Origin of the sequence: Alloalcanivorax gelatiniphagus (assembly GCF_005938655.1) — a bacterium.
Taxonomy (GTDB): domain Bacteria; phylum Pseudomonadota; class Gammaproteobacteria; order Pseudomonadales; family Alcanivoracaceae; genus Alloalcanivorax; species Alloalcanivorax gelatiniphagus.
In genome coordinates this window covers 210,511-234,047 of sequence record NZ_VCQT01000046.1, presented here as the reverse complement: position 1 = coordinate 234,047, position 23,537 = coordinate 210,511, and the positions used below count along the sequence as shown (strand labels likewise).

24 protein-coding genes are annotated in these 23,537 nt (G+C 64.9%); 17 read left to right on the top strand and 7 right to left on the bottom strand.

Features of this window, described 5'->3' with window-relative positions; all coding sequences use genetic code 11:
* Positions 1 to 12 precede the first annotated feature (12 nt).
* The 4 genes from murA (at position 13) to hisC (ending at position 4,434) form a co-directional block, all read left to right on the top strand.
* Entirely contained in the window at positions 13 to 1,275 is a 1,263-nt protein-coding gene (gene murA / locus FGS76_RS18670) for a UDP-N-acetylglucosamine 1-carboxyvinyltransferase (protein WP_138774165.1), read from the top strand.
* Positions 1,276 to 1,293: 18 nt separating this feature from the next.
* On the top strand, positions 1,294 to 1,947 hold the full coding sequence (hisG, locus tag FGS76_RS18665) for an ATP phosphoribosyltransferase (protein WP_138774164.1): 654 nt from the start codon (positions 1,294 to 1,296) through the stop codon (positions 1,945 to 1,947).
* On the top strand, positions 1,944 to 3,242 hold the full coding sequence (gene hisD, locus FGS76_RS18660; protein WP_138774163.1) for a histidinol dehydrogenase: 1,299 nt from the start codon (positions 1,944 to 1,946) through the stop codon (positions 3,240 to 3,242). Before hisG ends, hisD begins: the two co-directional genes overlap by 4 nt.
* A 133-nt stretch (positions 3,243 to 3,375) precedes the next feature.
* Positions 3,376 to 4,434: a histidinol-phosphate transaminase gene (gene hisC / locus FGS76_RS18655; RefSeq protein WP_138774162.1), complete on the top strand. Its 1,059-nt coding sequence runs from the start codon at positions 3,376 to 3,378 to the stop codon at positions 4,432 to 4,434.
* A 76-nt stretch (positions 4,435 to 4,510) separates the two neighbouring features.
* Here the strand turns inward: hisC and FGS76_RS18650 are convergent, their stop codons facing one another.
* Complete coding sequence (locus FGS76_RS18650; protein ID WP_138774286.1) at positions 4,511 to 5,617, bottom strand: trypsin-like peptidase domain-containing protein; 1,107 nt, start codon at positions 5,615 to 5,617, stop codon at positions 4,511 to 4,513.
* 63 nt (positions 5,618 to 5,680) lie between these two features.
* On the opposite strand from FGS76_RS18650, the gene FGS76_RS18645 reads away from it, so the two are divergent.
* The 3 genes from FGS76_RS18645 (at position 5,681) to sat (ending at position 8,779) form a co-directional block, all read left to right on the top strand.
* Positions 5,681 to 6,439, top strand: a complete 759-nt coding sequence (locus FGS76_RS18645) for a Nif3-like dinuclear metal center hexameric protein (protein ID WP_138774161.1) — start codon at positions 5,681 to 5,683, stop codon at positions 6,437 to 6,439.
* 89 nt (positions 6,440 to 6,528) lie between these two features.
* Positions 6,529 to 7,392, top strand: coding sequence for a diacylglycerol/lipid kinase family protein (locus tag FGS76_RS18640; RefSeq protein ID WP_138774160.1), 864 nt, complete (start codon positions 6,529 to 6,531; stop codon positions 7,390 to 7,392).
* A gap of 172 nt (positions 7,393 to 7,564) precedes the next feature.
* Positions 7,565 to 8,779: a sulfate adenylyltransferase gene (sat, locus tag FGS76_RS18635; protein ID WP_138774159.1), complete on the top strand. Its 1,215-nt coding sequence runs from the start codon at positions 7,565 to 7,567 to the stop codon at positions 8,777 to 8,779.
* A gap of 202 nt (positions 8,780 to 8,981) precedes the next feature.
* Here sat and FGS76_RS18630 read toward each other — a convergent pair whose 3' ends face one another.
* A complete protein-coding gene (locus tag FGS76_RS18630) occupies positions 8,982 to 9,497 on the bottom strand; it encodes a Z-ring associated ZapG family protein (protein ID WP_138774158.1) in 516 nt (171 codons plus the stop codon).
* Positions 9,498 to 9,582: 85 nt separating this feature from the next.
* Here FGS76_RS18630 and FGS76_RS18625 point away from each other — a divergent pair, with 85 nt between their 5' ends.
* Both FGS76_RS18625 and zapE read left to right on the top strand, forming a co-directional pair.
* The gene (locus FGS76_RS18625; RefSeq protein WP_138774157.1) at positions 9,583 to 10,212 is read left to right on the top strand and encodes an alpha/beta hydrolase; all 630 of its coding nucleotides are present in this window, start codon (positions 9,583 to 9,585) and stop codon (positions 10,210 to 10,212) included.
* A gap of 144 nt (positions 10,213 to 10,356) precedes the next feature.
* The gene (zapE, locus tag FGS76_RS18620) at positions 10,357 to 11,445 is read left to right on the top strand and encodes a cell division protein ZapE (RefSeq protein ID WP_138774156.1); all 1,089 of its coding nucleotides are present in this window, start codon (positions 10,357 to 10,359) and stop codon (positions 11,443 to 11,445) included.
* 126 nt (positions 11,446 to 11,571) lie between these two features.
* Here the strand turns inward: zapE and FGS76_RS19500 are convergent, their stop codons facing one another.
* Positions 11,572 to 11,745 carry a hypothetical protein gene (locus tag FGS76_RS19500; protein WP_170214517.1) on the bottom strand — a complete coding sequence of 58 codons (174 nt, stop codon included), beginning with the start codon at positions 11,743 to 11,745 and terminating at the stop codon, positions 11,572 to 11,574.
* Positions 11,746 to 11,805: 60 nt separating this feature from the next.
* Between FGS76_RS19500 and FGS76_RS18615 the strand changes: the two genes are divergently transcribed.
* Positions 11,806 to 12,951: an acyl-CoA dehydrogenase family protein gene (locus tag FGS76_RS18615; protein WP_138774155.1), complete on the top strand. Its 1,146-nt coding sequence runs from the start codon at positions 11,806 to 11,808 to the stop codon at positions 12,949 to 12,951.
* A gap of 205 nt (positions 12,952 to 13,156) precedes the next feature.
* Positions 13,157 to 14,392, top strand: coding sequence for an OmpP1/FadL family transporter (locus tag FGS76_RS18610; protein ID WP_240692603.1), 1,236 nt, complete (start codon positions 13,157 to 13,159; stop codon positions 14,390 to 14,392).
* Between the two features lie 74 nt (positions 14,393 to 14,466).
* Here the strand turns inward: FGS76_RS18610 and FGS76_RS18605 are convergent, their stop codons facing one another.
* The 4 genes from FGS76_RS18605 to FGS76_RS18590 all read right to left on the bottom strand — a co-directional run bounded on the left by FGS76_RS18605 (position 14,467) and on the right by FGS76_RS18590 (position 18,882).
* A complete protein-coding gene (locus tag FGS76_RS18605; protein WP_138774153.1) occupies positions 14,467 to 14,784 on the bottom strand; it encodes a hypothetical protein in 318 nt (105 codons plus the stop codon).
* A 443-nt stretch (positions 14,785 to 15,227) separates the two neighbouring features.
* On the bottom strand, positions 15,228 to 16,031 hold the full coding sequence (locus FGS76_RS18600) for an SGNH/GDSL hydrolase family protein (protein ID WP_138774152.1): 804 nt from the start codon (positions 16,029 to 16,031) through the stop codon (positions 15,228 to 15,230).
* A 4-nt stretch (positions 16,032 to 16,035) separates the two neighbouring features.
* Positions 16,036 to 17,661, bottom strand: coding sequence for a phytoene desaturase family protein (locus FGS76_RS18595; RefSeq protein ID WP_138774151.1), 1,626 nt, complete (start codon positions 17,659 to 17,661; stop codon positions 16,036 to 16,038).
* A gap of 183 nt (positions 17,662 to 17,844) precedes the next feature.
* The gene (locus FGS76_RS18590) at positions 17,845 to 18,882 is read right to left on the bottom strand and encodes an aldo/keto reductase (RefSeq protein ID WP_138774150.1); all 1,038 of its coding nucleotides are present in this window, start codon (positions 18,880 to 18,882) and stop codon (positions 17,845 to 17,847) included.
* A gap of 330 nt (positions 18,883 to 19,212) precedes the next feature.
* Between FGS76_RS18590 and rplM the strand changes: the two genes are divergently transcribed.
* The 6 genes from rplM (at position 19,213) to FGS76_RS18560 (ending at position 23,537) form a co-directional block, all read left to right on the top strand.
* Positions 19,213 to 19,641: a 50S ribosomal protein L13 gene (rplM, locus tag FGS76_RS18585; protein ID WP_138774149.1), complete on the top strand. Its 429-nt coding sequence runs from the start codon at positions 19,213 to 19,215 to the stop codon at positions 19,639 to 19,641.
* 11 nt (positions 19,642 to 19,652) lie between these two features.
* Positions 19,653 to 20,048: a 30S ribosomal protein S9 gene (gene rpsI, locus FGS76_RS18580; RefSeq protein ID WP_138774148.1), complete on the top strand. Its 396-nt coding sequence runs from the start codon at positions 19,653 to 19,655 to the stop codon at positions 20,046 to 20,048.
* A 221-nt stretch (positions 20,049 to 20,269) separates the two neighbouring features.
* Complete coding sequence (gene petA / locus FGS76_RS18575) at positions 20,270 to 20,857, top strand: ubiquinol-cytochrome c reductase iron-sulfur subunit (protein ID WP_138774147.1); 588 nt, start codon at positions 20,270 to 20,272, stop codon at positions 20,855 to 20,857.
* Positions 20,854 to 22,137, top strand: a complete 1,284-nt coding sequence (locus FGS76_RS18570) for a cytochrome b (protein ID WP_205717292.1) — start codon at positions 20,854 to 20,856, stop codon at positions 22,135 to 22,137. Before petA ends, FGS76_RS18570 begins: the two co-directional genes overlap by 4 nt.
* A complete protein-coding gene (locus FGS76_RS18565) occupies positions 22,137 to 22,793 on the top strand; it encodes a cytochrome c1 (protein WP_138774146.1) in 657 nt (218 codons plus the stop codon). The genes FGS76_RS18570 and FGS76_RS18565 overlap by 1 nt, the downstream gene beginning before the upstream one ends.
* A 105-nt stretch (positions 22,794 to 22,898) precedes the next feature.
* A complete protein-coding gene (locus FGS76_RS18560) occupies positions 22,899 to 23,537 on the top strand; it encodes a glutathione S-transferase N-terminal domain-containing protein (protein ID WP_138774145.1) in 639 nt (212 codons plus the stop codon).

Below are 23,537 nucleotides of genomic sequence, written 5' to 3'. Positions count from 1 at the left end.
AAGAGACTATTCATGGACAAATTGATCATCACCGGCGGCAAGCGCCTCGACGGCGAGATTCGTATTTCCGGTTCCAAGAACTCGTCGCTGCCGATCCTGGCCGCCACGCTGCTGGCCAGCGAGCCGGTGACGGTGGGCAACCTGCCGCATCTGCAGGACGTGACCACCCTGATCGAACTGCTGGGCCGCATGGGCGTGCAGCTGGTGATCGACGACCGCCTCAACGTGGAGGTGGACGCGTCCCGCATCGAGGACTTCGTGGCGCCCTACGATCTGGTCAAGACCATGCGCGCCTCGATCCTGGTGCTGGGCCCGCTGCTGGCCCACTTCGGCCGCGCCTCGGTGTCCCTGCCCGGCGGCTGCGCCATCGGCTCGCGGCCGGTGGACATCCACCTGCGCGGCCTGGAAGCCATGGGCGCCGACATCGAGGTGACCAACGGCTACGTGCACGCCAGTGTGGAGGGGCGCCTGAAGGGCGCGCGCATCGTCATGGACACGGTCACCGTGACCGGTACCGAGAACCTGATGATGGCGGCGGCCCTGGCCGACGGCACCACCATTCTGGAAAACGCCGCCCGCGAACCGGAAGTGGTGGACCTGGCCAATTTCATCAACGCCATGGGCGGCAAGGTCCGTGACGCCGGCAAGGACACCATCGTCGTCGAAGGCGTGGCCAAGCTGGGCGGCTGCCACCATGACGTGATTTCCGACCGCATCGAGACCGGCACCTATCTGATCGCCGCCGCCATCACCGGCGGGCGCATCAAGTGCAAGGACACCGACCCGAGCCTGCTGGACGCGGTGCTGCAGAAGCTGGAGGAAGCCGGTGCCCGCATCGAGACCGGCGACGACTGGATCAGCCTGGACATGGAAGGCCGCCGGCCCAAGGCGGTGAGCCTGCGCACCGCGCCGTACCCGGCCATGCCCACCGACATGCAGGCCCAGTTCATGGCCCTCAACATCATCGCCGAGGGCACCGGCACCATCGTCGAGACGGTGTTCGAGAACCGCTTCATGCACGTGCAGGAAATGAACCGCATGGGCGCCGACATTGAAGTGCAGGGCAACACCGCCATCTGTCGCGGCGTGGAAAGCCTCACCGGCGCGCCGGTGATGGCCACCGACCTGCGCGCCTCGGCGTCCCTGGTGATCGCCGGCCTGGCCGCCTCCGGCGACACCACCGTGGACCGCATCTACCACATCGACCGTGGTTACGAATGCATCGAGGAAAAACTGCAATCCCTGGGCGCGATTATCCGTCGCGTGCCGGGCTGAGTTGGGACCGCGCCTGAAATGACCGAGACACCGCTGACCATTGCCCTCTCCAAGGGCCGCATCCTCCAGGAGACGCTGCCGCTGCTCAAGGAAGCCGGCATCGAGCTGCTGGAGGACCCGTCCGCGTCGCGCAAGCTGATTTTCGACACCACCCGCGAGGATGTGCGCATCATCGTGATCCGCGCCACCGACGTGCCGCCCTACGTGCAACATGGCGGCGCCGATCTGGGCGTGGCCGGCAAGGACGTGCTCATGGAGCACGGCGCCGAGGGCCTGTTCGAGCCCCTGGATCTGGAAATCGCCCGCTGCAAGCTGATGGTCGCCGCCCTCAAGGACGCGCCTCCGGTCAGTGGCCGGGTGCGGGTGGCCACCAAGTTCGTCAATGTGGCGCGCGCCTATTTCGCCCGCCAGGGCAAGCAGGCCGAGATCATCAAACTCTACGGCGCCATGGAACTGGCGCCGCTGGTGGGGCTGGCGGACCGCATCGTGGACATCGTCGACACCGGCAACACCCTGCGTGCCAACGGGCTGGAGCCCACCGAGATCATCGCCGACGATATTTCGTCCCGGGTGGTGGTCAACCGCGCCAGCATGAAGACCCGTCACGGAGACATTCAGGGTATTCTGGATAAACTGGAACAAGCGGTAGCGAAACGACGGACACCGGCATGAAAACCACCCGCCTCGACACCCGTGACAACGATTTCATCGAACGCCTGAACGCCCTCACCGCCTGGAGCGAGGAGCGCGACGAGGAGGTGGGCGATCGGGTGCGCGCCATTCTCCGCGACGTGGCGAAACGGGGCGACGCCGCCGTGGTCGAGTACACCAACCGCTTCGACCGCCGGGACGCCGCCACCCTGGCCGACCTCACCGTGGAGCGCGACGCCCTGGAAGCGGCCCTGGCGCGGCTGCCCGCCGAGCAGCGCCAGGCCCTGGAAGCCGCCGCCGTGCGGGTGCGCGATTACCACGAACGCCAGAAGCAGGATTCCTGGAGCTACCGGGACGCGGACGGCACCCTGCTGGGGCAGCAGGTCACCGCCCTGGACCGGGCCGGCATCTACGTGCCCGGCGGCAAGGCCGCCTATCCCAGCTCGGTGCTGATGAACGCGCTGCCCGCCCACGTGGCCGGGGTCGGCGAGATCGTCATGGTCAGCCCGGCGCCGGACGGTGAACTGGACGACATGGTGCTGGCCGCCGCCGCGGTGGCCGGCGTGGAACGCTTCTTCACCGTGGGCGGTGCCCAGGCGGTGGCGGCGCTGGCGTTCGGCACCGAATCGATTCCGGCGGTGGACAAGATCGTCGGCCCGGGCAACATCTATGTGGCCGAGGCCAAGCGCCAGGTGTTCGGCAAGGTGGGCATCGACATGATCGCCGGCCCCTCCGAGATTCTGGTGGTCTGCGACGGCCACACCGATCCGGACTGGATCGCCATGGACCTGTTCTCCCAGGCGGAACACGACGAGGAAGCCCAGGCGATCCTGGTCAGCCCGGACGCGGACTTCCTGGAGCGGGTGGCCGAGGCCATGGAACGTCTGGCGCCGACCCTGGAGCGCGAGGCGATTATCCGCACCTCCATGGCCAACCGGGGCGCGCTGATTCTGGCCCGGGACCTGGACGACGCCTTCGAGGTGGTCAACCGGATCAGCCCGGAGCACCTGGAGCTGTCCATGGACGACGCCGGCCGCTGGGCGAAAAAAGTGCGCCACGCCGGCGCCATCTTCCTGGGCCGCTATACGCCGGAGGCCCTGGGCGACTACTGCGCCGGGCCCAACCACGTGCTGCCCACCAGCGCCACGGCGCGCTTCTCCTCGCCGCTGGGCGTGTACGACTTCCAGAAGCGCAGCTCGCTGATCGGCTGCTCCCCGGAAGGCGCCAGCGCCCTGGGGCGGGTGGCATCGGTGCTGGCCCGGGGCGAGCGGCTTACCGCCCACGCCCGCAGTGCCGAATTGAGGATCAAGCCATAAACCCGTATCGCGGCTAAAGCCGCTCCTACAACCCCCCGTAGGAGCGGCTGCAGGCGCGATCACCACCCATCGCAGGAGCGGCTTCAACCGCGATCACCACCGATAGTAGGAGCGGCTTCAGCCGCGAAGCATTATGAGCAAATTCTGGAGCCCGTTCGTCCGCGACCTGGAACCCTACGTGCCCGGCGAACAGCCGAAAATGACCCGTCTGGTGAAGCTCAACACCAACGAGCACCCGCTGGGCCCCTCGGCGAAAGTGATCGAGGCGATCCGCGCCGCCGCCGATGAACGGCTGCGCCTGTACCCGGACCCGGACGCCAGCGAGCTGAAAGGCGCCATCGCCACCTATTACGGCGTCGACACCGCCCAGGTGTTCGTCGGCAACGGCTCCGACGAGGTGCTGGCGCACATCTTTTTCGGCCTGTTCAAGCAGAACCGGCCGCTGCTGTTTCCGGACATCACCTACAGCTTCTACAAGGTCTACTGCGGGCTCTACGACATCGACTACCGGCTGGTGCCGCTGGACGACGACCTGGCCATCGACCCGGCGGACTATGGCGCCCCCAACGGCGGCATCATCTTCCCCAACCCCAACGCCCCCACCGGGTGCCTGCTGCCGCTGGACGCCATCGAAACCGTGCTCCAGGCCAACCCGGACTCCGTGGTGGTGGTGGACGAGGCCTACGTGGACTTCGGCGGCGACAGCGCCATTGCCCTGGTGAACCGTTACCCCAACCTGCTGGTCGCCCAGACCCTGTCCAAATCCCGGGCCCTGGCCGGTGTGCGCATCGGCTTCGCGGTGGGCGACGCGGCCCTGATCGAAGGTCTGGAACGGATCAAGAACAGCTTCAACTCCTACCCCCTGGACCGGCTCGCCATCGCCGCCGGCAAGGCCGCCTTCGAGGACGAAGACTGGTTCCAGCGTGGCTGCGAACTGGTTATCGAGGAACGGGAAACCCTGCGCCGTGCCCTGCAAGAGATGGGCTTCCAGGTGCTGCCCTCGGCGGCCAACTTCCTGTTCTGCCGCCACCCGGCCCACACCGGCGCCGACCTGGCCGCGGCCCTGCGCGAGCAGGGCATTATCGTGCGCCACTTCGGCAAGCCGGAACGCATCCGTGACCACCTGCGTATCACCGTGGGGCGGCCGGATCAGAACCAGGCACTGATTGAGGCGCTTGAAGCGCTGCTTTGATCGTGGGGGTATCGCGGCTGAAGCCGCTCCTACATCGTCATCCCATTGTAGGAGCGGCTTCAGCCGCGAAAGGACGTTATTTCCCGGCTGGCGGGCGGGTGCCGATGGTCACTTCCAGATCCACGGGCTGGCCGTTCCTCAGCACGTTGAGGGTGAGGGTGGTGCCGGGCTGGGTGCCGGCGATGCGGTTCATGGCTTCGTAGCCGTCGCCCATGGCCTCGCCGTTGATGCCCACCAGCACGTCCTCCGCCTGCAGGCCGGCCTGCTGGGCCGGGCTGCCGGATACCACCTCGGTGATCACGCCGCCGCGCACGTCCTGCATGCCGAAGGTTTCCGCCAGGGTCGGGTTGATGTCCTGGACGCTGACGCCCAGATAGCCACGGATCACCCGGCCATGCTCGATCAGGTCGCTCATCACCTCGCGGGCGATGGAGGCCGGGGTGGCGAAGCCGATGCCCTGCCAGTTGCCGTCCTGGGACAGGATGGCGGTGTTGATGCCGATCAGGTGGCCGCGGGTGTCCACCAGGGCGCCACCGGAATTGCCCCGGTTGATGGCGGCGTCGGTCTGAATGAAATTCTCGAAGGTGGCGATGCCCAGATGGGTGCGCCCGGTGGCGCTGACGATGCCCATGGAGACGGTCTGGCCCACGCCCAGGGGGTTGCCGATGGCCAGCACCACGTCGCCCACATTGACCGGCTGCGGCCCGTTCAGATCGATCACCGGCAGATTTTCCAGGGCGATCTGCAGCAGTGCCAGGTCGGTTTCCGGGTCGGTGCCCACCACCCGCGCCGGGGCGTCCCGGCCATCGCGCAGGGCCACCAGAATTTCGTCGGCGTCGCGGATCACGTGATAGCTGGTCATTACATAACCGTCCGGCGAGACGATCACGCCGGAGCCCAGGCTGGCCAGGGCCCGTTCCCGGCGCGGCCTTTCCATGAAGCGGTCGAACAGAGGGTCATCGCTGACGCTGTCGCCACGGGTGACGATCTGGGTGGTGTAGACGTTGACCACCGCCGGCGCCGCCCGGGTCACCGCGCTGGCATAGCTCTCCACCGCCGGCGGCGCGCCCTCGGCGCCGTGCCGCTGCGCGCCCGGGCCCTGCTCATACCACCACAGCACGGCCAGCCCCACGGCCAGGCCGGCCACCACCGGCGGCGCCAGAAAGCGAAGCAGCTTGTTCAGCACTGAGTTTGCCCCCACGAATCATGTAAACTGCGCGCAATGTTAGCACAGGGGAGAACGCCGATGCTGAAGCGCGACCACTTGCTGCGGGTGCTCGACGAAGCGCTGCAAACCCATCGTTTCAAGGACTATTGTCCCAACGGACTGCAGGTGGAGGGCCGCGAACAGGTGCGCCGGCTGGTCACCGGCGTGACCGCCTGCCAGGCGCTGGTGGACGCCGCCATCGTCGAGGAGGCGGACGCCATTCTGGTGCATCACGGCTACTTCTGGAAAAACGAGGACCAGCGCGTGCGCGGCATGAAAAAGCAGCGCCTGCAAAGTCTGCTGCGCCACGACATCAACCTGTTCGCCTACCATCTGCCCCTGGATGCGCATCCGCAGATGGGCAACAATGCCCAGCTGGCGCGCCGCCTGGGCCTGCATGTGGAGGGTGGTCTGGAGCCGGACAACCCGCTCTCCATCGGTAACGTGGGGCGGCTGGACGAACCGATGAGCGCCGAGGACTTCGCCGCCCATGTGGAAGCGGTGCTGGGACGCCAGGCGTTGCACATCGGCGACAGCCAGGACGAGATCGAGACACTGGCCTGGTGCACCGGCGCCGCCCAGGGCTTTATCGAACAGGCCCAGGCCCTCGGCGTGGATGCTTACCTGAGCGGTGAGATCTCCGAGCCGACCACCCATTTCGCCCGCGAAACCGGCATCCATTACTTTGCCTGCGGGCACCACGCCACCGAGCGCTACGGCGTGCAGGCGGTGGGGGAATGGCTGGCCAATGAGTACGGGGTGGAGCACATCTTCATCGACATCGACAACCCGGTGTAATCCGCCGCTTGCCGGAAGCGGAGCGTAGCAGCGGTGCCAACCGCGATTCGAAGGCCGCCCGCGGCCGCGGCGCGGCGCCAAGGAATTCCATGAATATCACCGTGATTTTCAACCCCACCGCCGGCGGCGGCAGGGACCGGCGGCTGCGCCATTTCGTGCGCGCGCTGGAACAGGGCGGCGCCAGGGTGCGGCTGTATCACACCCGCGCCCCCGGCGACGCCACCCGTTATTTGAACGGGCTGGCCGACCAGGGTGAATGCGTGGTCGCCGCCGGCGGCGACGGCACCACCAACGATGTGATTAACGGGCTCAAGCCCGGCGTGGCGCTGGCCCTGTTCCCCATCGGCACCGCCAATGTGCTGGCGCGGGAGCTGAACCTGCCGCGCAAGCCGGAGGCCGCCGCCGCCGTGGTGCTGGAAGGGCGCACCCTGATGATCACGCCGGCGCGGCTCAACGGTCGCCGCTTTCTGGTGGTGGCCGGGGTGGGCTACGACGCCTGGGTGGTGGATCAGGTGGATCTGATCGCCAAACGCCGTATTGGCAAGCTGGCCTATGCCCTGAGCATGCTGCGGCAGGTGCTGCGCTATGGCGAGGTGCGCTTTCGGGTCACCGTGGACGGCCGGCCGCTGGACTGCTTCTCGGCGGTGATCAGCAACGGCCGCTATTACGGTGGCAGTTTCATCCTCAGCCGCCAGGCCAATCTCAACCGCCGCAGTGTGCAGGTGTTGCTGTTTCAACGGCCGGGCCGGCTGTTTCTGCTGCGCTGCCTGACCGCGTTGCTGTTCGGCCGCATGGAGCGGGTGGATGGCGTCACCTCACTGAGCGCCGAGCGCGTCACCATCACCGCCCCCGGCCTGGAGCCGGTGCAGACCGACGGCGATCCGGCCGGCTTTCTGCCCGCCGAGATCGAGCTGGAGCCGGAACCGGTGGCGGTGCGGGTGCCCTGGGCATAGCGCGTTTCGCGACTGAAGTCGCTCCTGCACCCGTTGCCGTGGTAGGAGCGACTTCAGCCGCGATCCGAGCATAAGCCCCAAACGGATTGATCTTAGCAGCGCTGGAGGCGGTCACGCCGGCGCCGGTATAATCCGCCGCCAACCCCAACGACCAACTATCTAGGGAGTGAACATGTCGCAACTGGTGAAACCCCACGGCAGCGATACGCTGAATATCCTGCTGCTGGACGGCGCCGAGCGGGAACAGGCCCTGGCCGCCGCCGCGGACCTGCCGAAAGTCACCCTCAGTTCCCGTGAGCGCGGTGATCTCATCATGCTCGGGATCGGCGGCTTCACCCCCCTGGACGGGTTCATGGGCCAAGCCGACTGGCAGGGCGTGTGCGACAACATGGCCCTGACCAACGGGGTGTTCTGGCCGATTCCCATCACGCTCTCCACCGACGCGGTCACCGCCGACGGCCTGGCGGAAGGCAGCGAGGTGGCGCTGGTGGACGCCGACGGCGAGATCATGGGTTCCATGGTGGTGAACGAGAAGTACACCATCGACAAGGCCCACGAATGCCAACAGGTGTTCAAAACCACAGATGAGGAGCACCCGGGCGTCAAAATGGTGATGGCCCAGGGCGAGGTGAACCTGGCCGGGCCGGTGAAGGTATTCAGCCAGGGCGAGTTCCCGGAGAAGTACGCCGGCATCTACATGACCCCGGAAGAAACCCGCGCCATGTTCGAGGCCCGTGGCTGGAAAACCGTGGCGGCGTTCCAGACCCGCAACCCCATGCACCGTTCCCACGAACACCTGGCGAAAATCGCCATCGAGATCTGCGACGGTGTCATGGTCCACTCCCTGCTGGGCAACCTGAAACCCGGTGATATCCCCGCCGAGGTGCGCCAGGAAGCGATTGGCACCCTGGTGGAACACTACTTCGTGGAAAACACCGTGGTGCAGTCCGGCTACCCCCTGGACATGCGCTACGCCGGGCCCCGGGAAGCGCTGCTGCACGCCCTGTTCCGCCAGAACTACGGCTGCTCGCACCTGATCGTGGGCCGTGACCACGCCGGCGTGGGCGACTACTACGGCCCGTTCGACGCCCACCACATCTTCGACGAAATCCCCGAGGATGCCCTGATCACCCAGCCGTTGAAGATCGACTGGACCTTCTGGTGCGACAAATGCGGCACCATGGCCAGCATGCGCACCTGCCCGCACAGCGCCGAGGACCGGGTTCTGGTGAGCGGCACCAAGCTGCGCAAGCTGCTCAGCGAAGGCGGCGATGTGCCGGACAACTTCAGCCGGCCGGAAGTGCTGGCGGTGCTGCGCGCCTATTACGAAGGGCTGCAGGACCACGAGAAGGTGAAGGTGGAACTGAAAGGGCACTCCGCCCGCTGAAGACAGAACGACCGCGCCGGGGCTGGCCCGGCGCCATCCACTGACCCCGCCCACGGTGGTCTCGTCATGCTAAACGTAGGCATGCTAAACGTAGGAGCGGCTTCAGCCGCGATTCGCACCCGTTGGCGATAAGCCGACCCAAGCGTGAATCGCGGCTGAAGCCGCTCCTACCGTATCTGGAAGGGGCTGGCCGGGAAGGTGCTCAGCGAGGGCGGTCGCTCTCGTCCTCATCGTCACGCACATCGGCGTAGTCGCGGGGCGGCTCCATCACCGTGGAGGGCGCGTCGTCGCCCACGTTCACCGGGCTGAATGGACCGTCCGCTTTCTTTTGCAGGCCGAAATCCTCGGACAGGGTGCCCTGGGCCTTGGGGGCGTAATCCAGCGGCTGGGAGAGCGGCGCCTCCGGCTCGTAGGCGGCGTCCAGGCTCTTGGCGGCGGCCTTCTTGCGGCCGGTTTCGCTGCACAGATCGTGGGCACCCCGGGACAGATGCTGATGCACCGCCCGATAGGACTGGGTCAGATCGTTGATCAGGTCGGCGGTTTCCAGGAAATGGTGATCCACCCGGTCGCGGTAATGGTTGAGGGCGTTGCGGGCCTCGTCACGATCTCGAATCACCTGGCTGGCCTGGCGGCGCGCCGGCATCAGCCAATACAGCAGGCCGGCGCCCACGATCAGGCCGGCGAAAAAGGTGAGCAGGTGGGTTGTCAGCGTATCCATGTCATACTCCTCAAGCAGCCACATTGCAGCACAGACCCGTGGCCGCGCCAAGCGAACCGCAGAGTAAATTGTATCGGGAGGAAACATGAGCCGTGATCGTCTGGCCCTGGAGGGCCCGGAGGGCACCCTGGAGGCGGCCCTGGAGGGCGATGCCGACAACCCGACGATGATCGCCATCGTCTGCCACCCCCATCCTCTGTTCGGCGGCACCATGGACAACAAAGTGGTCACCACCCTGGCGCGGGCCGCCCGGGACGCCGGCGCGGCGGTGCTGCGGTTCAACTTCCGGGGCGTGGGTAACAGCCAGGGCGCGTTCAGCGAGGGCATCGGTGAAACCGAGGACCTGATCGCCGTGCACCGCTGGCTGACCCGGGAGTTTCCGGACCGCCCGCTGTGGCTGGCCGGGTTCTCCTTCGGCAGCTTCGTGGCGGCCCGGGGCGCCGAGGTGCTGGCCGCCAACGGCCAGGCCCCCAAGGCACTGATGCTGGTGGCGCCCCCGGTGCACCATTTTGACTTCGAGGGCATCGAGAACGCCGGCTGCCCGGTGACCGTGGTGCAGGGCGAGGACGACGAAGTGGTGCCCGCCGAGCAGGTGTTCCGCTGGGCCGAGCACACGCCGCTGACCCCGGACCTGATCCGCTTCCCGGACAGCGGGCACTTCTTCCACGGCAAGCTGGTGGACCTGAAGGAAGTGGCGGCGTCGCGGCTGCCCTGAATCCCGTGGCGCCTTCGAGCGCGGCTGGCGCCTTGTAGGAGCGGCTTCAGCCGCGATCCCCTGCGACCCTTTGGTCCCGGCGTTATTGTCAGGCCGCTTACGGAACGCTACATTGACCCGCCGTTCGTTCACCCTTTGGACACCATGACGCCCCTTGAGAAATACCAGGCCGACCTGACGCGCCCCGAGTTTGTCCATGACGCCGCCCAAGAGCAGGCGGTGCGTGCCCTGGACCATCTCCATCACAAGCTGTGTCAGGCGCGTCCCCCGGCGGGGTTGCTGGCGAAGCTGCGCAAGCAGAAGCGCACGCCGGAAAAGGGCCTCTACATGTGGGGTGGGGTAGGGCGTGGCAAGACCTACCTGATGGACGTGTTTTTCCAATGCCTGCCGTTCGAGGAAAAGCGGCGCATGCACTTCCACCGCTTCATGCAGAAAGTGCACCGCCAGATGCGCGAGCGCCAGGGCGAGAAAAACCCGCTCACCAGCATCGCCCGGGAATTCGCCAGCCGCTACCGGGTGCTGTGCTTCGACGAATTCTTCGTCACCGACATCACCGACGCCATGATTCTGGCCACCCTGATGCAGACCCTGTTCGACGAGGGCGTGACCCTGGTGGCCACCTCCAACATCGAGCCGGACGGCCTGTACCGGGACGGCCTGCAGCGCGCCCGCTTCCTGCCCGCCATCGAACTGCTCAAGCAGCACACCCGGGTGATGAACGTGGACGGTGGCCATGACTACCGGCTGCGGGTGCTGGAGCAGGCGGAGCTGTTTCACTGCCCCCTGGGCGCCGAGGCGGACCGCTTCATGGAGGAACGCTTCGCGGCGCTGTCCTCGGAGCACGGCCGCCACCGCGCCAACGGCAACATCCTGGTGGAAGGGCGCAAGATCGCCACGGTGAAATCCACCGACGACGTGGTCTGGTTCGAATTCACCGCGCTCTGCGACGGCCCGCGCAGCCAGAACGACTACATCGAAATCGCCCGGGAATTCCACACCGTGCTGGTCTCCGACGTACAACGCATGGGCGCCGGCAGCGACGACCGGGCACGCCGCTTTATCAACCTGGTGGACGAATTCTACGACCGGGGCGTGAAACTGGTGATCACCGCCGAAACCCCCATCGAGGACCTCTACGCCGGCGACCGCCTGGGCTTCGAATTCGAACGCACCCGCTCCAGGCTGCTGGAAATGCAATCCCAGGAATACCTCACCCGGGAACATCTGGCCTAGCCAGGTGAAGAAGCTACAAGCTACAAGCCGCAAGCTACAAGCTAAACCGCCCCCGGCCCCGGCCCGCGGGCACGGCCTCCCAACCCCCAAGGCCCCACCCGCGTTTCAACTTTTAACTTTTAACTTTTAACTTTTAACTTTCAACCGGCGATTGACCGGCACCACCCCGCCGCCACCCTGTCCTGGCTTGCAGCTTGCAGCTTGCAGCTTGCAGCTTGCAGCTTGCAGCTTGCAGCTTGCAGCTTGCAGCTTGCAGCTTGCAGCTTGCAGCTTGCACCAATGCCTGAGCGTTTTGGTCATTGCCCCTGATTCCGGCCGGTTAGACACTCTGTTTCCCGTTCCATACAACCGGAGACAGCCATGATCCCGCGTACCCTGTTCAATTCCGACCACGAAGCGCTCCGCGATACCGTTCGCCGTTTTCTGGAAAACGAGGCCGTGCCCCACCATGAACAGTGGGAGCAGGACGGCCAGGTGCCCAAGGCGCTGTGGCGCAAGGCCGGTGAACAGGGCTTTCTGTGCCCCATGGTCAGCGAGGAATACGGCGGCCTGGCCACCGACTTCCTGTACAGCGTGGTGATCAGCGAGGAAATCTCCCGGGCCGGTCTCACCGGCATCGGCTGGGGGCTGCACACCGAGATCGTGGCGCCCTATATCGAGCACTACGGCTCCGAGGCGCTCAAGCAGAAGTTCCTGCCCAAGATGGTCAGCGGCGAGATGATCGGCGCCATCGCCATGAGTGAACCCGGCGCCGGCTCCGACCTGCAGGGCGTCAAGACCACCGCCGTCAAGGACGGCGACCACTACATCCTGAACGGCTCCAAGACCTTTATCACCAACGGCCAGAACGCCGATATCGTCATCGTGGTGGCCAAGACCGACCCGGCGAAAGGCGCCAAGGGCACCAGCCTGATCATCGTCGAAGAGGGCATGGAAGGCTTCGAGAAGGGCAAGAACCTGAAAAAAGTGGGCATGAAAGCCCAGGACACCTCCGAGCTGTTCTTCCAGGACGTGAAGGTGCCCGCCGAGAACCTGATCGGCCAGGAAGGCATGGGCTTCGTCTACCTGATGCAGGAACTGCCCCAGGAGCGCCTGGGCATCGCCATCAACGGCCTGGCCATGGCCGAGAGCGCGTTCCGGCACACGGTCGACTACGTGAAGGAGCGCAAGGCCTTCGGCCAGCCCATCTCCGGCTTCCAGAACACCCAGTTCAAACTGGCGGAAATGCGCACCAAGCTGGACGTGGCCCGGGCCTACGTGGACCGCTGCCTGGAGCTGCACCTCAAGAAGGAACTGGATATCCCCACCGCCGCCGGCGCCAAGTACTGGGTCACCGACCTGCAGTGCGAGATCATCGATGAGTGCGTGCAATTGCACGGCGGTTACGGCTATATGTGGGAATACCCCATCGCGCGCATGTTCGCCGACGCCCGGGTGCAGCGCATCTATGGCGGCACCAACGAGATCATGAAGACCATCGTGGCCCGGGCGGTGCTGGCGGACTGACGGTCACGGCCCGGTGTTACGGAAAAGGCGACCGGGTGGTCGCCTTTTTTGTCGAAAAAACGGCCGGTTTTACATTCGCCGGCTTCTCGCCCCCGTCTTGCAAGTTTATTCTTACACCGTCGGTGTATACCGACTTTTTCCGGGTGTCCGGGCCTGTGTGGATGAAGCGGCCCGACGCCTCCGGCTCGATACGATGGAGAACAATATGATGAAAAGAAGAGGCGCGTTGCTCGCGGGTTCCGTGCTGTCGCTGGCTTCCGGCACAGCCCTCGCTTCCGGTTTTGGCGTTTCCTACCAGTCCGTGTCCGCCATGGGTACCGCCTATGCCGGCTCCGGTGTGCTCAGCGAGGACGCCACCAACCAATGGTACAACCCCGCCACCCTGGCCGGACTTTCATCCGCCCAGTTTTCCGTGGCCACCCACCAGGTCTGGATCGACACCAGCTTTAAAGCCGACGGCCCCGCCGGCCCCGGCGACTTCGACGACGTGGAACCCTTCGTGGGCAGCGTATTCCTGGCGGTACCGTTCAACGACCGGGTGACCTTCGGCCTGGGCATCAATGCCCCGTTCGGCACCAAGATCGAGTACCAGGACAACTGGGGTAATCAAGTCGCGCCCGGCGTCACCTCCGGTGATTTCTACGCGCAGAAATCAGACGTTAAGACCATTAACGTCAACCCGGCGGTGGGCATTCAGATCACCGACAACCTCCGCCTCGGCGCCGGCGTCAGCTATCAGCGGATCGATGCCGATATCGAAAACGCGGCGACCCGTCTGGAAGGTGATGACGATGCGTTCGGCTGGAACCTGGGCCTGACTTACAGCGCCGATGATAAGAACCACTTCGGCATCGCCTATCGCTCCGAAATCAGCTATGACATCGACGGCGATATTACCTTCAAGCCCCCGGTGACCGGTGCGCCGGCCCCCCTGAAGTTTGCAGGTAAGACGGATCTGGATCTGCCGGCGACCCTGCAGTTGTCCTACGCGGGTGAGCTGAACGACCGCACTCAACTGCTGCTGGGCGTTGAGCACATGTACTGGCACAGCCTGGACCGTCTGGTGATCGACCATGCCGGTCCGGCACCGTTGCCGAATCCCGCGGTGGAGAATTTTAACTGGGACGACACCACCCGTTATTCCATCGGCCTGCGCCATACCCTGCCCAGCGATACCGTGCTGCGCTTTGGCCTGGCCAAGGAAGAGTCCACCCAGAGCACCGATAATCGCTCCGCGATCTCCCCGGACTCCGACCGGGTGTGGGCGACCATCGGCGCGGGCTTCCAGCCCACCGACAACCTCAGCATCGACGTGGCCTACGCCCATATCTGGGTGGATGACGCGGACATCCGTCGTCAGGACGGCACCAAGCCGCCGCTGGCTGGCACCTACGAACTGGACGCCAACGTGATCGGCGCGCAGCTGAACTACCAGTTCTAAACGCCGTTCGCTAAAGCGAAACGAGAAAGCGGGCCTTCGGGCCCGCTTTTTTTGTTCGGCGGGAGCGGTGGGGATTACGGCGGAGCCTTGCCCGCGAACCGCAACGGCACGAACACCACGTCAATCTTGCCGTCCAGTTCCGCCGGCACCTGACCGGCCAGCACGCGGCGGGGCAGGGGCCGTTGCAGGTGGTAGCTTTCCCGGTAGCCGGGCAGTCGCTCCAGTGGCAGATCGAGCAGGCGGATCAGTCGGGCCGGGACGCGGTCACGGCCGTCCGCTGAGTAGACCCATTCGGGAACCAGGCAGATTACGCCTTCCATTCGGATGGCGTCACATTGAAAGGCTTTGTCGGGTTGGTCGTCCGAACACAGGTTGACGATAAGCGAGTCCATGCTTAACCCCAGGGGCGGTAGAGTGCTGGGTTTTTCTTATTTGCTCAAAATATCACCTTATGTGAACTGTTTCACTTGACCGTAGGGCCGGTCGGTCGGTGGCTATTCTGCATCTTTTTGAGTTGTCCCGCGTTTTGGAACCGCTCGGGCATGTTGCTTGGCGTTTTCCGGTTCCCGTGGGGCCCCTTTACGGGTGCGGTGGGGCTCTGACAAGCTGGTTGGATGGTGCGGCCGGATGCCGCCGTTGCCATGCGCTTGGAATCGATCGAAACGGAAAGGGAGGCCCGGGAAGATGTTGATGTGTTGCAGTGAATGTCCCTATCGCGGCGCCCGGCCGAGGCGCACTCTTTACGGGCCCGACGTGTGGTGTGCCCACCCGGATAACGGGGAGTCGCTGCCTCTGGCGATCCTGGATGAGGACTCGGCGCGGGTGCTTTGCGCTTTTACCGGGAGCGAGCAGGGGAGTGAGGGGGCGCCGTCCGCGAGGGCGGGACAGCCATGGGATCATTTGTCGGCGGCGGCCTGGCCGCCGGGGGCGTCAGCAGGTCGGTGAGCGCCGGTGCCACGCCCTCGGCCATGTGGGCGTAGCCGGTTTCGCCGGGGTGGTAGCCGTCCTCGGCCAACCCGGCCGGGTTGGCGATCACCGGGTAGGTCAGATGGTGGGTGTCGGGCAGGCGCGCCGCCAGGGCCCGCTGGGCACGGTCGAGCTGGCCGGCGCGCAGGCCCAGCACATCACGGAGCGGGCGCGGCAGGGCGGTGAAGTGCTGCATTGGCGGCACCGCCAGGAGCACCACCGGCAGCTTCGGCCGCTCCCGTCGCAGGGTGGCGATCAGCCGTTCCAGGTCGCGCCGGTAGCTGCTCGGAGAGGACAGGCCGGTGGTGTCGTTGACCCCCAGGCTGACCACCACCAGATCTTCGCCGGGCGCCGGTCGGTGGGCGAGCCGGGTGGCGAGATCGCCGGCGCGGATGCCGTTGACGCCGTCCACCCGCCAGCTTACCGGGCGGTGCAGCCGTTGCTGAAGTACCCGGGCCAGTTGCCCGCCCAGTCCCTGATGATGCTCCCCCACGCCCACCCCCACGGCGGTGGATTCCCCCACCACCAGCAGCCGCAGCGGCGCCGGGCCGGTGCCGGCCTGGCCGTGGTCGGCGCCGCCGGCTTCCGGCAGGCGCGGGGTGTTGCGTCGGGCGCGGCGGCCCTGCCAGAACAGCAGCGGGGCGAGCAGCACCAGGGCGAGCCAGAAGCGCACTGTCTCAGCCCACGAACATGCTGCGGGCCAGCGGCAGGCCCTTGCGGCCGGTCACCGCCAGGGTGGTGGTGAGGCCGGACACCAGGGCGCCCACCACGCCGCAGGTGAGGATGTCCTGGCCGGTCAGGTACAGGCCCGGCACCCGGGTTTTCGGGCGCAGCCAGTCCTGGTCGAAGCGTTGCGGGTCGTGGTCCAGCCCGTAGATTTCCCCGGTGGGGTAGCGGCAGAACCAGGCGGTGGAGAGCGGCGTGGACAGCTCGTAGTAGTCCAGGTGGTCGCGCAGGTGGGGGTGTTTCTCGAACAGTTTTTCCAGCAGGCGCCGGGCGAAGGCTTCCTTGTGGGCTTCGTAGTCCTCGCCGCGCTGGCCCCAGGTGGTGCCGTCCCATTCCCGGTACCAGTCATAAGGGGCGGCGGCGACGATTTCCACAGTGGCGCGGCCCGGGTAGCGGCGGGCGAAATCCGGGTCCTTGGCGCTGGGGAACGAAATATAGGTGAGCGGAATGTCGTGCCCGTCCGGGTCGGCCAGGGCCTGGTCCAGCCGCGCTTCGTAGTCGTTGTCCGGGTAGATCCAGTAGTTGGTTTTCGGCAGGCCCAGGTTTTCGGCGCTGTCGTTCAGGCCGATATAGAGGCAGGCGCTGGCCATGGACCGCTGCACGCCGGCCAGCTTGCACTGGTAAAAGGCGTGGGCGGGGGCGTGTTCCGGCAGCAGTTCGGTGAAGGTGTTGAACACGCCGGCGTCGCTGATCACGCAGGGGGCCCGCTCTTCGTGGCCGTCCGCCAGGCGCACGCCGGTGGCCCGGCCGTTCTCCACCAGCACCTCGGTGACATCGGCGTAGGTGAAAACGTCGCCGCCGCTTTGCTGGATCACCGGAATCACGGTGCGCGCGATCTGCGAGGCGCCGCCCACCGGGTAGTAGCCGCCGTGCAGGTAATGGCTGGCGATCAGCGCGTGGATCAGGAAGCTGGAGCGCGAAGGCGGCAGGCCATTGTCGCCCCACTGGCCGGTGAGCACGGCGATCAGCTCCTGGTTGTCGGTGATCTCCTCGAGCACCGCCCGGGTGGTGCGGTTGTAGCGCCCCAGGGCACCGCGATCCAGGCCCATGCGGGCGACCTTGGCCAGGGCCCCGGGCAGCATCCGGGTGACGGTGAGCGGCTGGATCGCGCCGGCGGCCTTTTTGATGGCGCGCAGGTAGGTGTCGATGGCGTCGTGTTCGTCGGGAAAGGCCCGTTGCAGCTCGGCGCGGAACGCCTCCGGGCCGGCCATCAGATCATAGTGGCGGTCGCCCAGATGGATGCGGTCGTAGCAGGGGTCCATGGGTACCCATTGCAGTTGGCCGTCGGTGATGTGGTCGAACAGGCGCCGGCCCAGGGTATCCGAGCGGCCCATGTCACCGATGTAGTGAACGCCCACATCCCATTCATAGCCGTTGCGTTCGTAGCTGTGGGTAAAGCCGCCGGCGGTGTAGTGCTGTTCGAACACGGCCACCTTCCAGCCCATCTTGCTGAGGCAGGCGGCGGCGGTCAGGCCACCGATGCCGGAGCCGATCACCAGGGCGTCGTAGGGGCCGTCGAGGCGGTTGGCGCGGTAGCGGCGGCCGACGCGCAGGCTGCTGGGTTGAGGACTTGCCATGGGTTCGCTCCCTGAAAGTACACACTGTGCACATTGCGCCGGTTTGGCGGGGGCGTCAAGGCGGCCGGTGGGGCAGTCGGTGGAACTGTAGGAGCGGCTTCAGCCGCGATTGACGTGTGTGGGGGCGTCTATCGCGACTGAAGTCGCTCCTACGGTCGCTCCTACAATAGAGGCGGCGCGGGTTTAGGGCGCGGGGATCGGGAAGCGGGTGTGGATGTCTTCCAGGGCCTGTTCCAGGTCCTTGTCCCAGGCCAGGTCGACGCTGTCCAGGTTTTCGCGGAGCTGGTTGAGGTTGGTGGCGCCGATGATGTTGCTGGTCACGAACGGGCGGGTGGTGACGAACTGCAGGGCCAGCTGTGTGGGGCTGACGCCGCGTTCTTCCGCCAGGCGGCAGTAGGCCTCGGTGGCGGCCACGGCCTGCTCGCCGTTATAGCGGGCGAACTGTTTGAACAGGGTCAGGCGGGCATTGGCGGGCCATTGGCCGTTGCGGTATTTGCCGGTCAGCATGCCGAAGGCCAGCGGGGAGTAGGCCAGCAGACCCACCTTCTCCTGGTGCGCCACCTCCGCCAGGCCCACCTCGAAGCTGCGGTTGAGCAGGGAGTAGGGGTTCTGGATCGACACCGGCGGCGCCAGGCCGATCTTCTCCGCTTCGCGCAGGAAGGTCATGGTGCCCCAGGGGGTTTCGTTGGACAGGCCCCAATGGCGGATCTTGCCGGCGTCCACCAGTGCCTTGAGGCCGGCCACGGTGTCGGCGATGGGCACCGCTTCCGGCGCTTCCTTATGTTTGTAGTTGAGCCGGCCGAAGAAATTGGTGGGCCGTTCCGGCCAGTGCAGCTGATATAGGTCGATAACATCGGTGCGCAGCCGCTTGAGGCTGCCTTCCACGGCGTCGCGCAGGCTGTCGGCGGTGAAGCGCGGGCCGCCACGGATGTGTTTGACGTACTCGCCGGGGCCGGCGGCCTTGGTGGCCAGCACCACCTTGTCCCGGTTGCCGGTGCGGGCGAACCACTCGCCGATGATCTCCTCGGTGCGGAACGAGGTCTCCGGGCTGGCGGGCACCGCGTACATTTCCGCGGTGTCGAAGAAGTTGACGCCACGGGCCAGGGCCAGTTCCATCTGCGCGAAGCCTTCCTCGGCGGTGTTCTGATTGCCCCAGGTCATGGTGCCCAGGCAAATGCTGCTGACCTTCAGGTCGGTATTACCCAGCGGGCGGTACTCCATTGCTCTCTCCTACGATTCAAATGCCGGCTCGGGCCGGCGGAAAGGCCCCGACTATAGCAGGGGGAGAGTGACAAGCCACAAGCTACAGGCTACAAGCGGAAAGCGGGTTGTGGAGGGGGTGGAGTGTGGCTGGTTTGCTGCTGGTGGGGGCCTTCTTTGGGGCATTCCGGCGCGCCGCTTGCAGCCTTTGCCGTGAGGCTGTCTTTCCGCTTGTCTTTATCGGGGCGGTTAAGTACAATTCGCACCCTCTTGCCCGGCGGGCTCTCGCCGGAGGGTTGATTGAACCCGTAACGTATTGAATTCAGGGCACAAATTTTAGGGAAGACTCCCATGAAGACCTTCAGCGCGAAACCGGAAAGCGTAAAGCGCGACTGGTATGTGGTGGACGCCTCCGGCAAAACGCTGGGCCGGCTGGCCGCGGAAATCGCCAGCCGTCTGCGCGGCAAGCATAAGCCGGAATACACGCCGCACGTGGATACCGGCGACTACATCGTCGTGATCAACGCGGAAAAAGTGGCCGTGACCGGCAAAAAAGCTTCCAACAAGATGTACTATCGCCACAGTGGTTACCCGGGCGGCATCAAGGAAGCCAATTTCGAGACCCTGATCCGCGAAAAACCGCAGATGGTGATCGAGAAAGCCGTGAAGGGCATGATGCCGCGCAACCCGCTGGGTCGCGACATGTTGCGCAAACTCAAAGTCTACGCCGGCACCGAGCATCCGCATACTGCTCAGCAGCCGCAGCAGCTCGAACTTTAAGAGGTCAGTCGATGGCAACTGCAAACGCCGATTACGGAACCGGTCGCCGCAAGACGGCCGCCGCTCGTGTATTCCTGCGCCCCGGCAGCGGTAACATTACCGTTAACGGCCGTCCGCTGGACGTGTTCTTTGGTCGTGAGACCAACCGCATGGTGGTGCGTCAGCCGCTGGAGCTGGTGGACGCCGTTGAGCGCTTCGACGTCTACGTCACCGTCAGTGGCGGCGGCAACAACGGTCAGGCCGGCGCCATCCGTCACGGTATCACCCGTGCGCTGATGGAATACGACGGCGAGCTGCGTGGCGCCCTGCGTCGTGCCGGCTACGTGACTCGTGATGCCCGTGAGGTTGAGCGTAAGAAAGTGGGTCTGCATAAAGCGCGTAAGCGTCCGCAGTACTCCAAGCGGTAAGACGACGCCCGGCGTTGTCGAACCCCGAAAAAGCCCGGCACTGCTGGGCTTTTTTTGTGCATAAATCAGTGGTTTAGCAAGGCGCTGACAAGCAATAACCGGTTGTCAGATGTGGTCTTTTTCATTACCATTTCCGCCGCCTTACTCCGCCCGGAGCACGAGCACCGACCTCGAGTCTCGGATCACCCCCCGAGCGTGGGATCTAAGGGGAGAATAATTCAATGAGCAATGACGGCGTAAATACCAGCCGCCGCACCTTTTTGATCGGCCTGACCTCAGCGGTCGGTGCGGTGGGTGCCATCGGCGCGGCGGTACCTTTTGTCAAATCCTGGCAACCCAGCGCGAAAGCTGAGAATGCCGGCGCCCCCGTGGAGGTGGATGCCAGCAAACTCGAGATGGGGCAGCGCGTGGTGGCCGAATGGCGTGGCCAGCCGATCTGGGTGGTGCGTCGCACCGACGACATGATCGCCAACCTGGACAAACTCAACGGTGAGCTCAAGGACCCGCAGTCCAAAGAGGACCAGCAGCCGCCCTACGCGGCCAATGAGTGGCGCTCCATCAAAAAAGAATATCTGGTGCTGATCGGTATCTGTACCCACCTGGGTTGTTCGCCTCTGTTCGAGGAAGAGCCCACCGTGGAACTCAAGTACGGCGGCTTCTTCTGCCCTTGTCACGGTTCCAAGTTCGACTTGGCCGGCCGTGTCTATCAGGGCGTGCCGGCCCCCACCAACCTGGTGGTGCCGCCTCACTCCTACGTCAGTGATGCCGTGATCATCGTCGGTTCCGAGGAAGGGGAGACCAAGGCATGAGATTGGTGAACGGTTTGATCGACTGGGTGGATGCCCGTCTCCCCGTCGTCAACACTTACAAAAAGCACATGTCGGAGTACTACGCTCCGAAGAACTTCAACTTCTGGTACTACTTTGGCGTGCTCTCCATGGTGGTACTGATCAACCAGCTGCTCACCGGCATCTGGCTGACCATGTTCTATTCCCCGTCCGACGGCTTCGGCTCGGTGGAATACATCATGCGCGACGTGCAATGGGGCTGGCTGATCCGCTACATGCACGCGGTGGGCGCCTCGGCCTTCTTCGCGGTGGTCTACCTGCACATGTTCCGCGGCCTGCTGTACGGCTCCTACAAGCCGCCCCGCGAGCTGGTGTGGATCTTCGGCATGCTGATCTACGTGGCGCTGATGGCGGAAGGCTTCCTCGGTTACGTGCTGCCCTGGGGCAACATGTCCTACTGGGGCGCCCAGGTGATCATCTCCCTGGCCGGTGCCATTCCCTTCGACATGCTGCCGTTCATCGACGCCAAGGACGCCAAGGAAATCGGTGAGGCGCTCACCACCTGGGTGCGCGGCGACTATCTGCTGTCCACCGCCACGGTGAACAAGTTCTTCGCCCTGCACGTGGTGGCGATCCCGCTGGTGCTGGTGGCCCTGGTGTTCCTGCACATCCTGGCGCTGCACGAAGTGGGTTCCAACAACCCGGACGGCGTCGAGATCAAGCAGAACAAGGACGAGAACGGCATCCCCCGCGACGGCATCCCGTTCCATCCGTACTACACGGTGAAGGATCTGCCGGGCGTGATCGTGTTCCTGATGATCTTCGCGGTGGTGATCTTCTTCTTCCCCACCGGCGGCGGTTATCTGATCGAGAAGCCCAACTTCGTGGCGGCCAACCCGTTGAAGACGCCGGATCACATCGCGCCGGTGTGGTACTACGGGCCTTACTACGCCATGCTGCGGGCCACCACCATTGAATGGTTCAGCATGTCCGCCAAGTCCTGGGGTCTGATCGCCATGGGCGGCGGCATCGTGGTGCTGTTCCTGCTGCCCTGGCTGGACCGCCATCCGGTGAAATCCATCCGTTACAAGGGCTGGCTGAGCAAGACCCTGCTGCTGATCTTCGCGCTGGACTTCCTGATGCTCGGTTTCCTGGGCACCCAGCCGGCCTCCGGTCTGTACAAGACCCTGGCGCAGATTGGCACGGTCTACTACTTCCTGTTCTTCTTCATTGGTCTGCCGCTGGCACACCGATTCGAGAAGTCCAAGCCGGTTCCTGAACGTGTAACGGGGGGTCACTGATGAAGAAGCTGGTTGTTGCGTTGCTTTTCAGTTGCCTGCCCGCGTTCGCCAGCGCGGCCGGCGGCCACGATGTGGAGTTGGAAAAAGCGCCGGTGAATCTGCAGGACAAGGTAAGCCTGCAAAATGGCGCCAAACTGTTCGTCAACTATTGCATGGGCTGTCACAGCCTGGAGTACCTGCGTTACGGCCGCATGGCCGATGACCTGGGTATGCCCGACGCGCTGACGCTGAAGTATCTGAACTTCACCACCGACAAGATCGGTGATCAGATGAAGAACGGCATGAGCGCCGAGGACGGCAAGGCCTGGTTCGGCAACCCGCCGCCGGATCTGAGCCTGGCCGCCCGCCATCGCTCCTCGGATTGGATCTACTCCTATCTGATCGGGTTCTATGAGGATGATGCCCGTCCCTACGGGTACAACAACCACGTATTCCCGAGCGTGGGCATGCCCCACGTGATGGCCGGCATGCAGCAGGATTTGAGCGAGGAAGAGTTCGAGTCCAATATGGGCGACATCACCAACTTCCTGACCTACGCGGCGGAGCCCATTGCCCCCACCCGCGAACGGATCGGTGTATATGTGCTGGTGTTCCTGGCGATTCTGCTGATTCCGGCATACCTGCTGAAAAAGGAATACTGGAAGGACGTTCACTAGGCGGGTTTACTCCCGCCTGGAACCTGTTCCAGCGAGCAACAGGGTAACCGCGCGAGCGGCTACCCTGTTTGTGTTATTGCGATATAGCGTGGAGATGACTCGACCATGGGTGTGGTGACCAAACGTTCCTCGATGACCTTCTTTTCTTCCCCGAACGATCATTATTGCCATCGGGTACGCATCGTTCTGGCGGAAAAGGGTGTAACCGTGGACATCGTCGACGTGGACAACGGTGACAAGCCGGAAGACCTGGCCTCGCTGAACCCTTATAACGAGGTGCCGACCCTGGTGGACCGGGAGCTGACGCTGTATCAGTCCACGGTGATCATGGAGTACCTGGACGAACGCTTCCCGCATCCGCCGCTGTTGCCGGTGTATCCGGTGGCCCGGGCGCAAAGCCGGCTGCTGATTCACCGCATCGAGCGCGACTGGTGCCATCACGTGGACGCGCTGCTGATCGGCGAGGAGAAAGAAGCCTCCCTGAACAAGCGCCGCAAGGAACTGCGTGAAAGCCTGATCGCCACGGCACCGATCTTCAGTGAGCTGCCGTTCTTCATGAGCGAGGAGTTCACCCTGGTGGACTGCGTGATCGGCCCGATCCTGTGGCGGCTGCCGGCCATGGGCGTGGATCTGCCCGCCAAGCAGGCCAAGCCGCTGATCGACTACGCCGAGCGCCTGTTTGACCGGGATGCCTTCCAGGTCAGCCTGTCCGAGGCCGAGCGCGAACTGCGTCAGCAACTGTAA

What these genes read in the sequence shown, in the direction of transcription:
- murA (WP_138774165.1), top strand. Translation starts at nt 13, where the DNA reads ATGGACAAATTGATCATCACCGGCGGCAAGCGCCTCGACGGCGAGATT.
- hisG (WP_138774164.1), top strand. Translation starts at nt 1,294, where the DNA reads ATGACCGAGACACCGCTGACCATTGCCCTCTCCAAGGGCCGCATCCTC.
- hisD (WP_138774163.1), top strand. Translation starts at nt 1,944, where the DNA reads ATGAAAACCACCCGCCTCGACACCCGTGACAACGATTTCATCGAACGC.
- hisC (WP_138774162.1), top strand. Translation starts at nt 3,376, where the DNA reads ATGAGCAAATTCTGGAGCCCGTTCGTCCGCGACCTGGAACCCTACGTG.
- FGS76_RS18645 (WP_138774161.1), top strand. Translation starts at nt 5,681, where the DNA reads ATGCTGAAGCGCGACCACTTGCTGCGGGTGCTCGACGAAGCGCTGCAA.
- FGS76_RS18640 (WP_138774160.1), top strand. Translation starts at nt 6,529, where the DNA reads ATGAATATCACCGTGATTTTCAACCCCACCGCCGGCGGCGGCAGGGAC.
- sat (WP_138774159.1), top strand. Translation starts at nt 7,565, where the DNA reads ATGTCGCAACTGGTGAAACCCCACGGCAGCGATACGCTGAATATCCTG.
- FGS76_RS18630 (WP_138774158.1), bottom strand. Translation starts at nt 9,497, where the DNA reads ATGGATACGCTGACAACCCACCTGCTCACCTTTTTCGCCGGCCTGATC.
- FGS76_RS18625 (WP_138774157.1), top strand. Translation starts at nt 9,583, where the DNA reads ATGAGCCGTGATCGTCTGGCCCTGGAGGGCCCGGAGGGCACCCTGGAG.
- zapE (WP_138774156.1), top strand. Translation starts at nt 10,357, where the DNA reads ATGACGCCCCTTGAGAAATACCAGGCCGACCTGACGCGCCCCGAGTTT.
- FGS76_RS19500 (WP_170214517.1), bottom strand. Translation starts at nt 11,745, where the DNA reads ATGACCAAAACGCTCAGGCATTGGTGCAAGCTGCAAGCTGCAAGCTGC.
- FGS76_RS18615 (WP_138774155.1), top strand. Translation starts at nt 11,806, where the DNA reads ATGATCCCGCGTACCCTGTTCAATTCCGACCACGAAGCGCTCCGCGAT.
- FGS76_RS18610 (WP_240692603.1), top strand. Translation starts at nt 13,157, where the DNA reads ATGATGAAAAGAAGAGGCGCGTTGCTCGCGGGTTCCGTGCTGTCGCTG.
- FGS76_RS18605 (WP_138774153.1), bottom strand. Translation starts at nt 14,784, where the DNA reads ATGGACTCGCTTATCGTCAACCTGTGTTCGGACGACCAACCCGACAAA.
- FGS76_RS18595 (WP_138774151.1), bottom strand. Translation starts at nt 17,661, where the DNA reads ATGGCAAGTCCTCAACCCAGCAGCCTGCGCGTCGGCCGCCGCTACCGC.
- FGS76_RS18590 (WP_138774150.1), bottom strand. Translation starts at nt 18,882, where the DNA reads ATGGAGTACCGCCCGCTGGGTAATACCGACCTGAAGGTCAGCAGCATT.
- rplM (WP_138774149.1), top strand. Translation starts at nt 19,213, where the DNA reads ATGAAGACCTTCAGCGCGAAACCGGAAAGCGTAAAGCGCGACTGGTAT.
- rpsI (WP_138774148.1), top strand. Translation starts at nt 19,653, where the DNA reads ATGGCAACTGCAAACGCCGATTACGGAACCGGTCGCCGCAAGACGGCC.
- petA (WP_138774147.1), top strand. Translation starts at nt 20,270, where the DNA reads ATGAGCAATGACGGCGTAAATACCAGCCGCCGCACCTTTTTGATCGGC.
- FGS76_RS18570 (WP_205717292.1), top strand. Translation starts at nt 20,854, where the DNA reads ATGAGATTGGTGAACGGTTTGATCGACTGGGTGGATGCCCGTCTCCCC.
- FGS76_RS18565 (WP_138774146.1), top strand. Translation starts at nt 22,137, where the DNA reads ATGAAGAAGCTGGTTGTTGCGTTGCTTTTCAGTTGCCTGCCCGCGTTC.
- FGS76_RS18560 (WP_138774145.1), top strand. Translation starts at nt 22,899, where the DNA reads ATGGGTGTGGTGACCAAACGTTCCTCGATGACCTTCTTTTCTTCCCCG.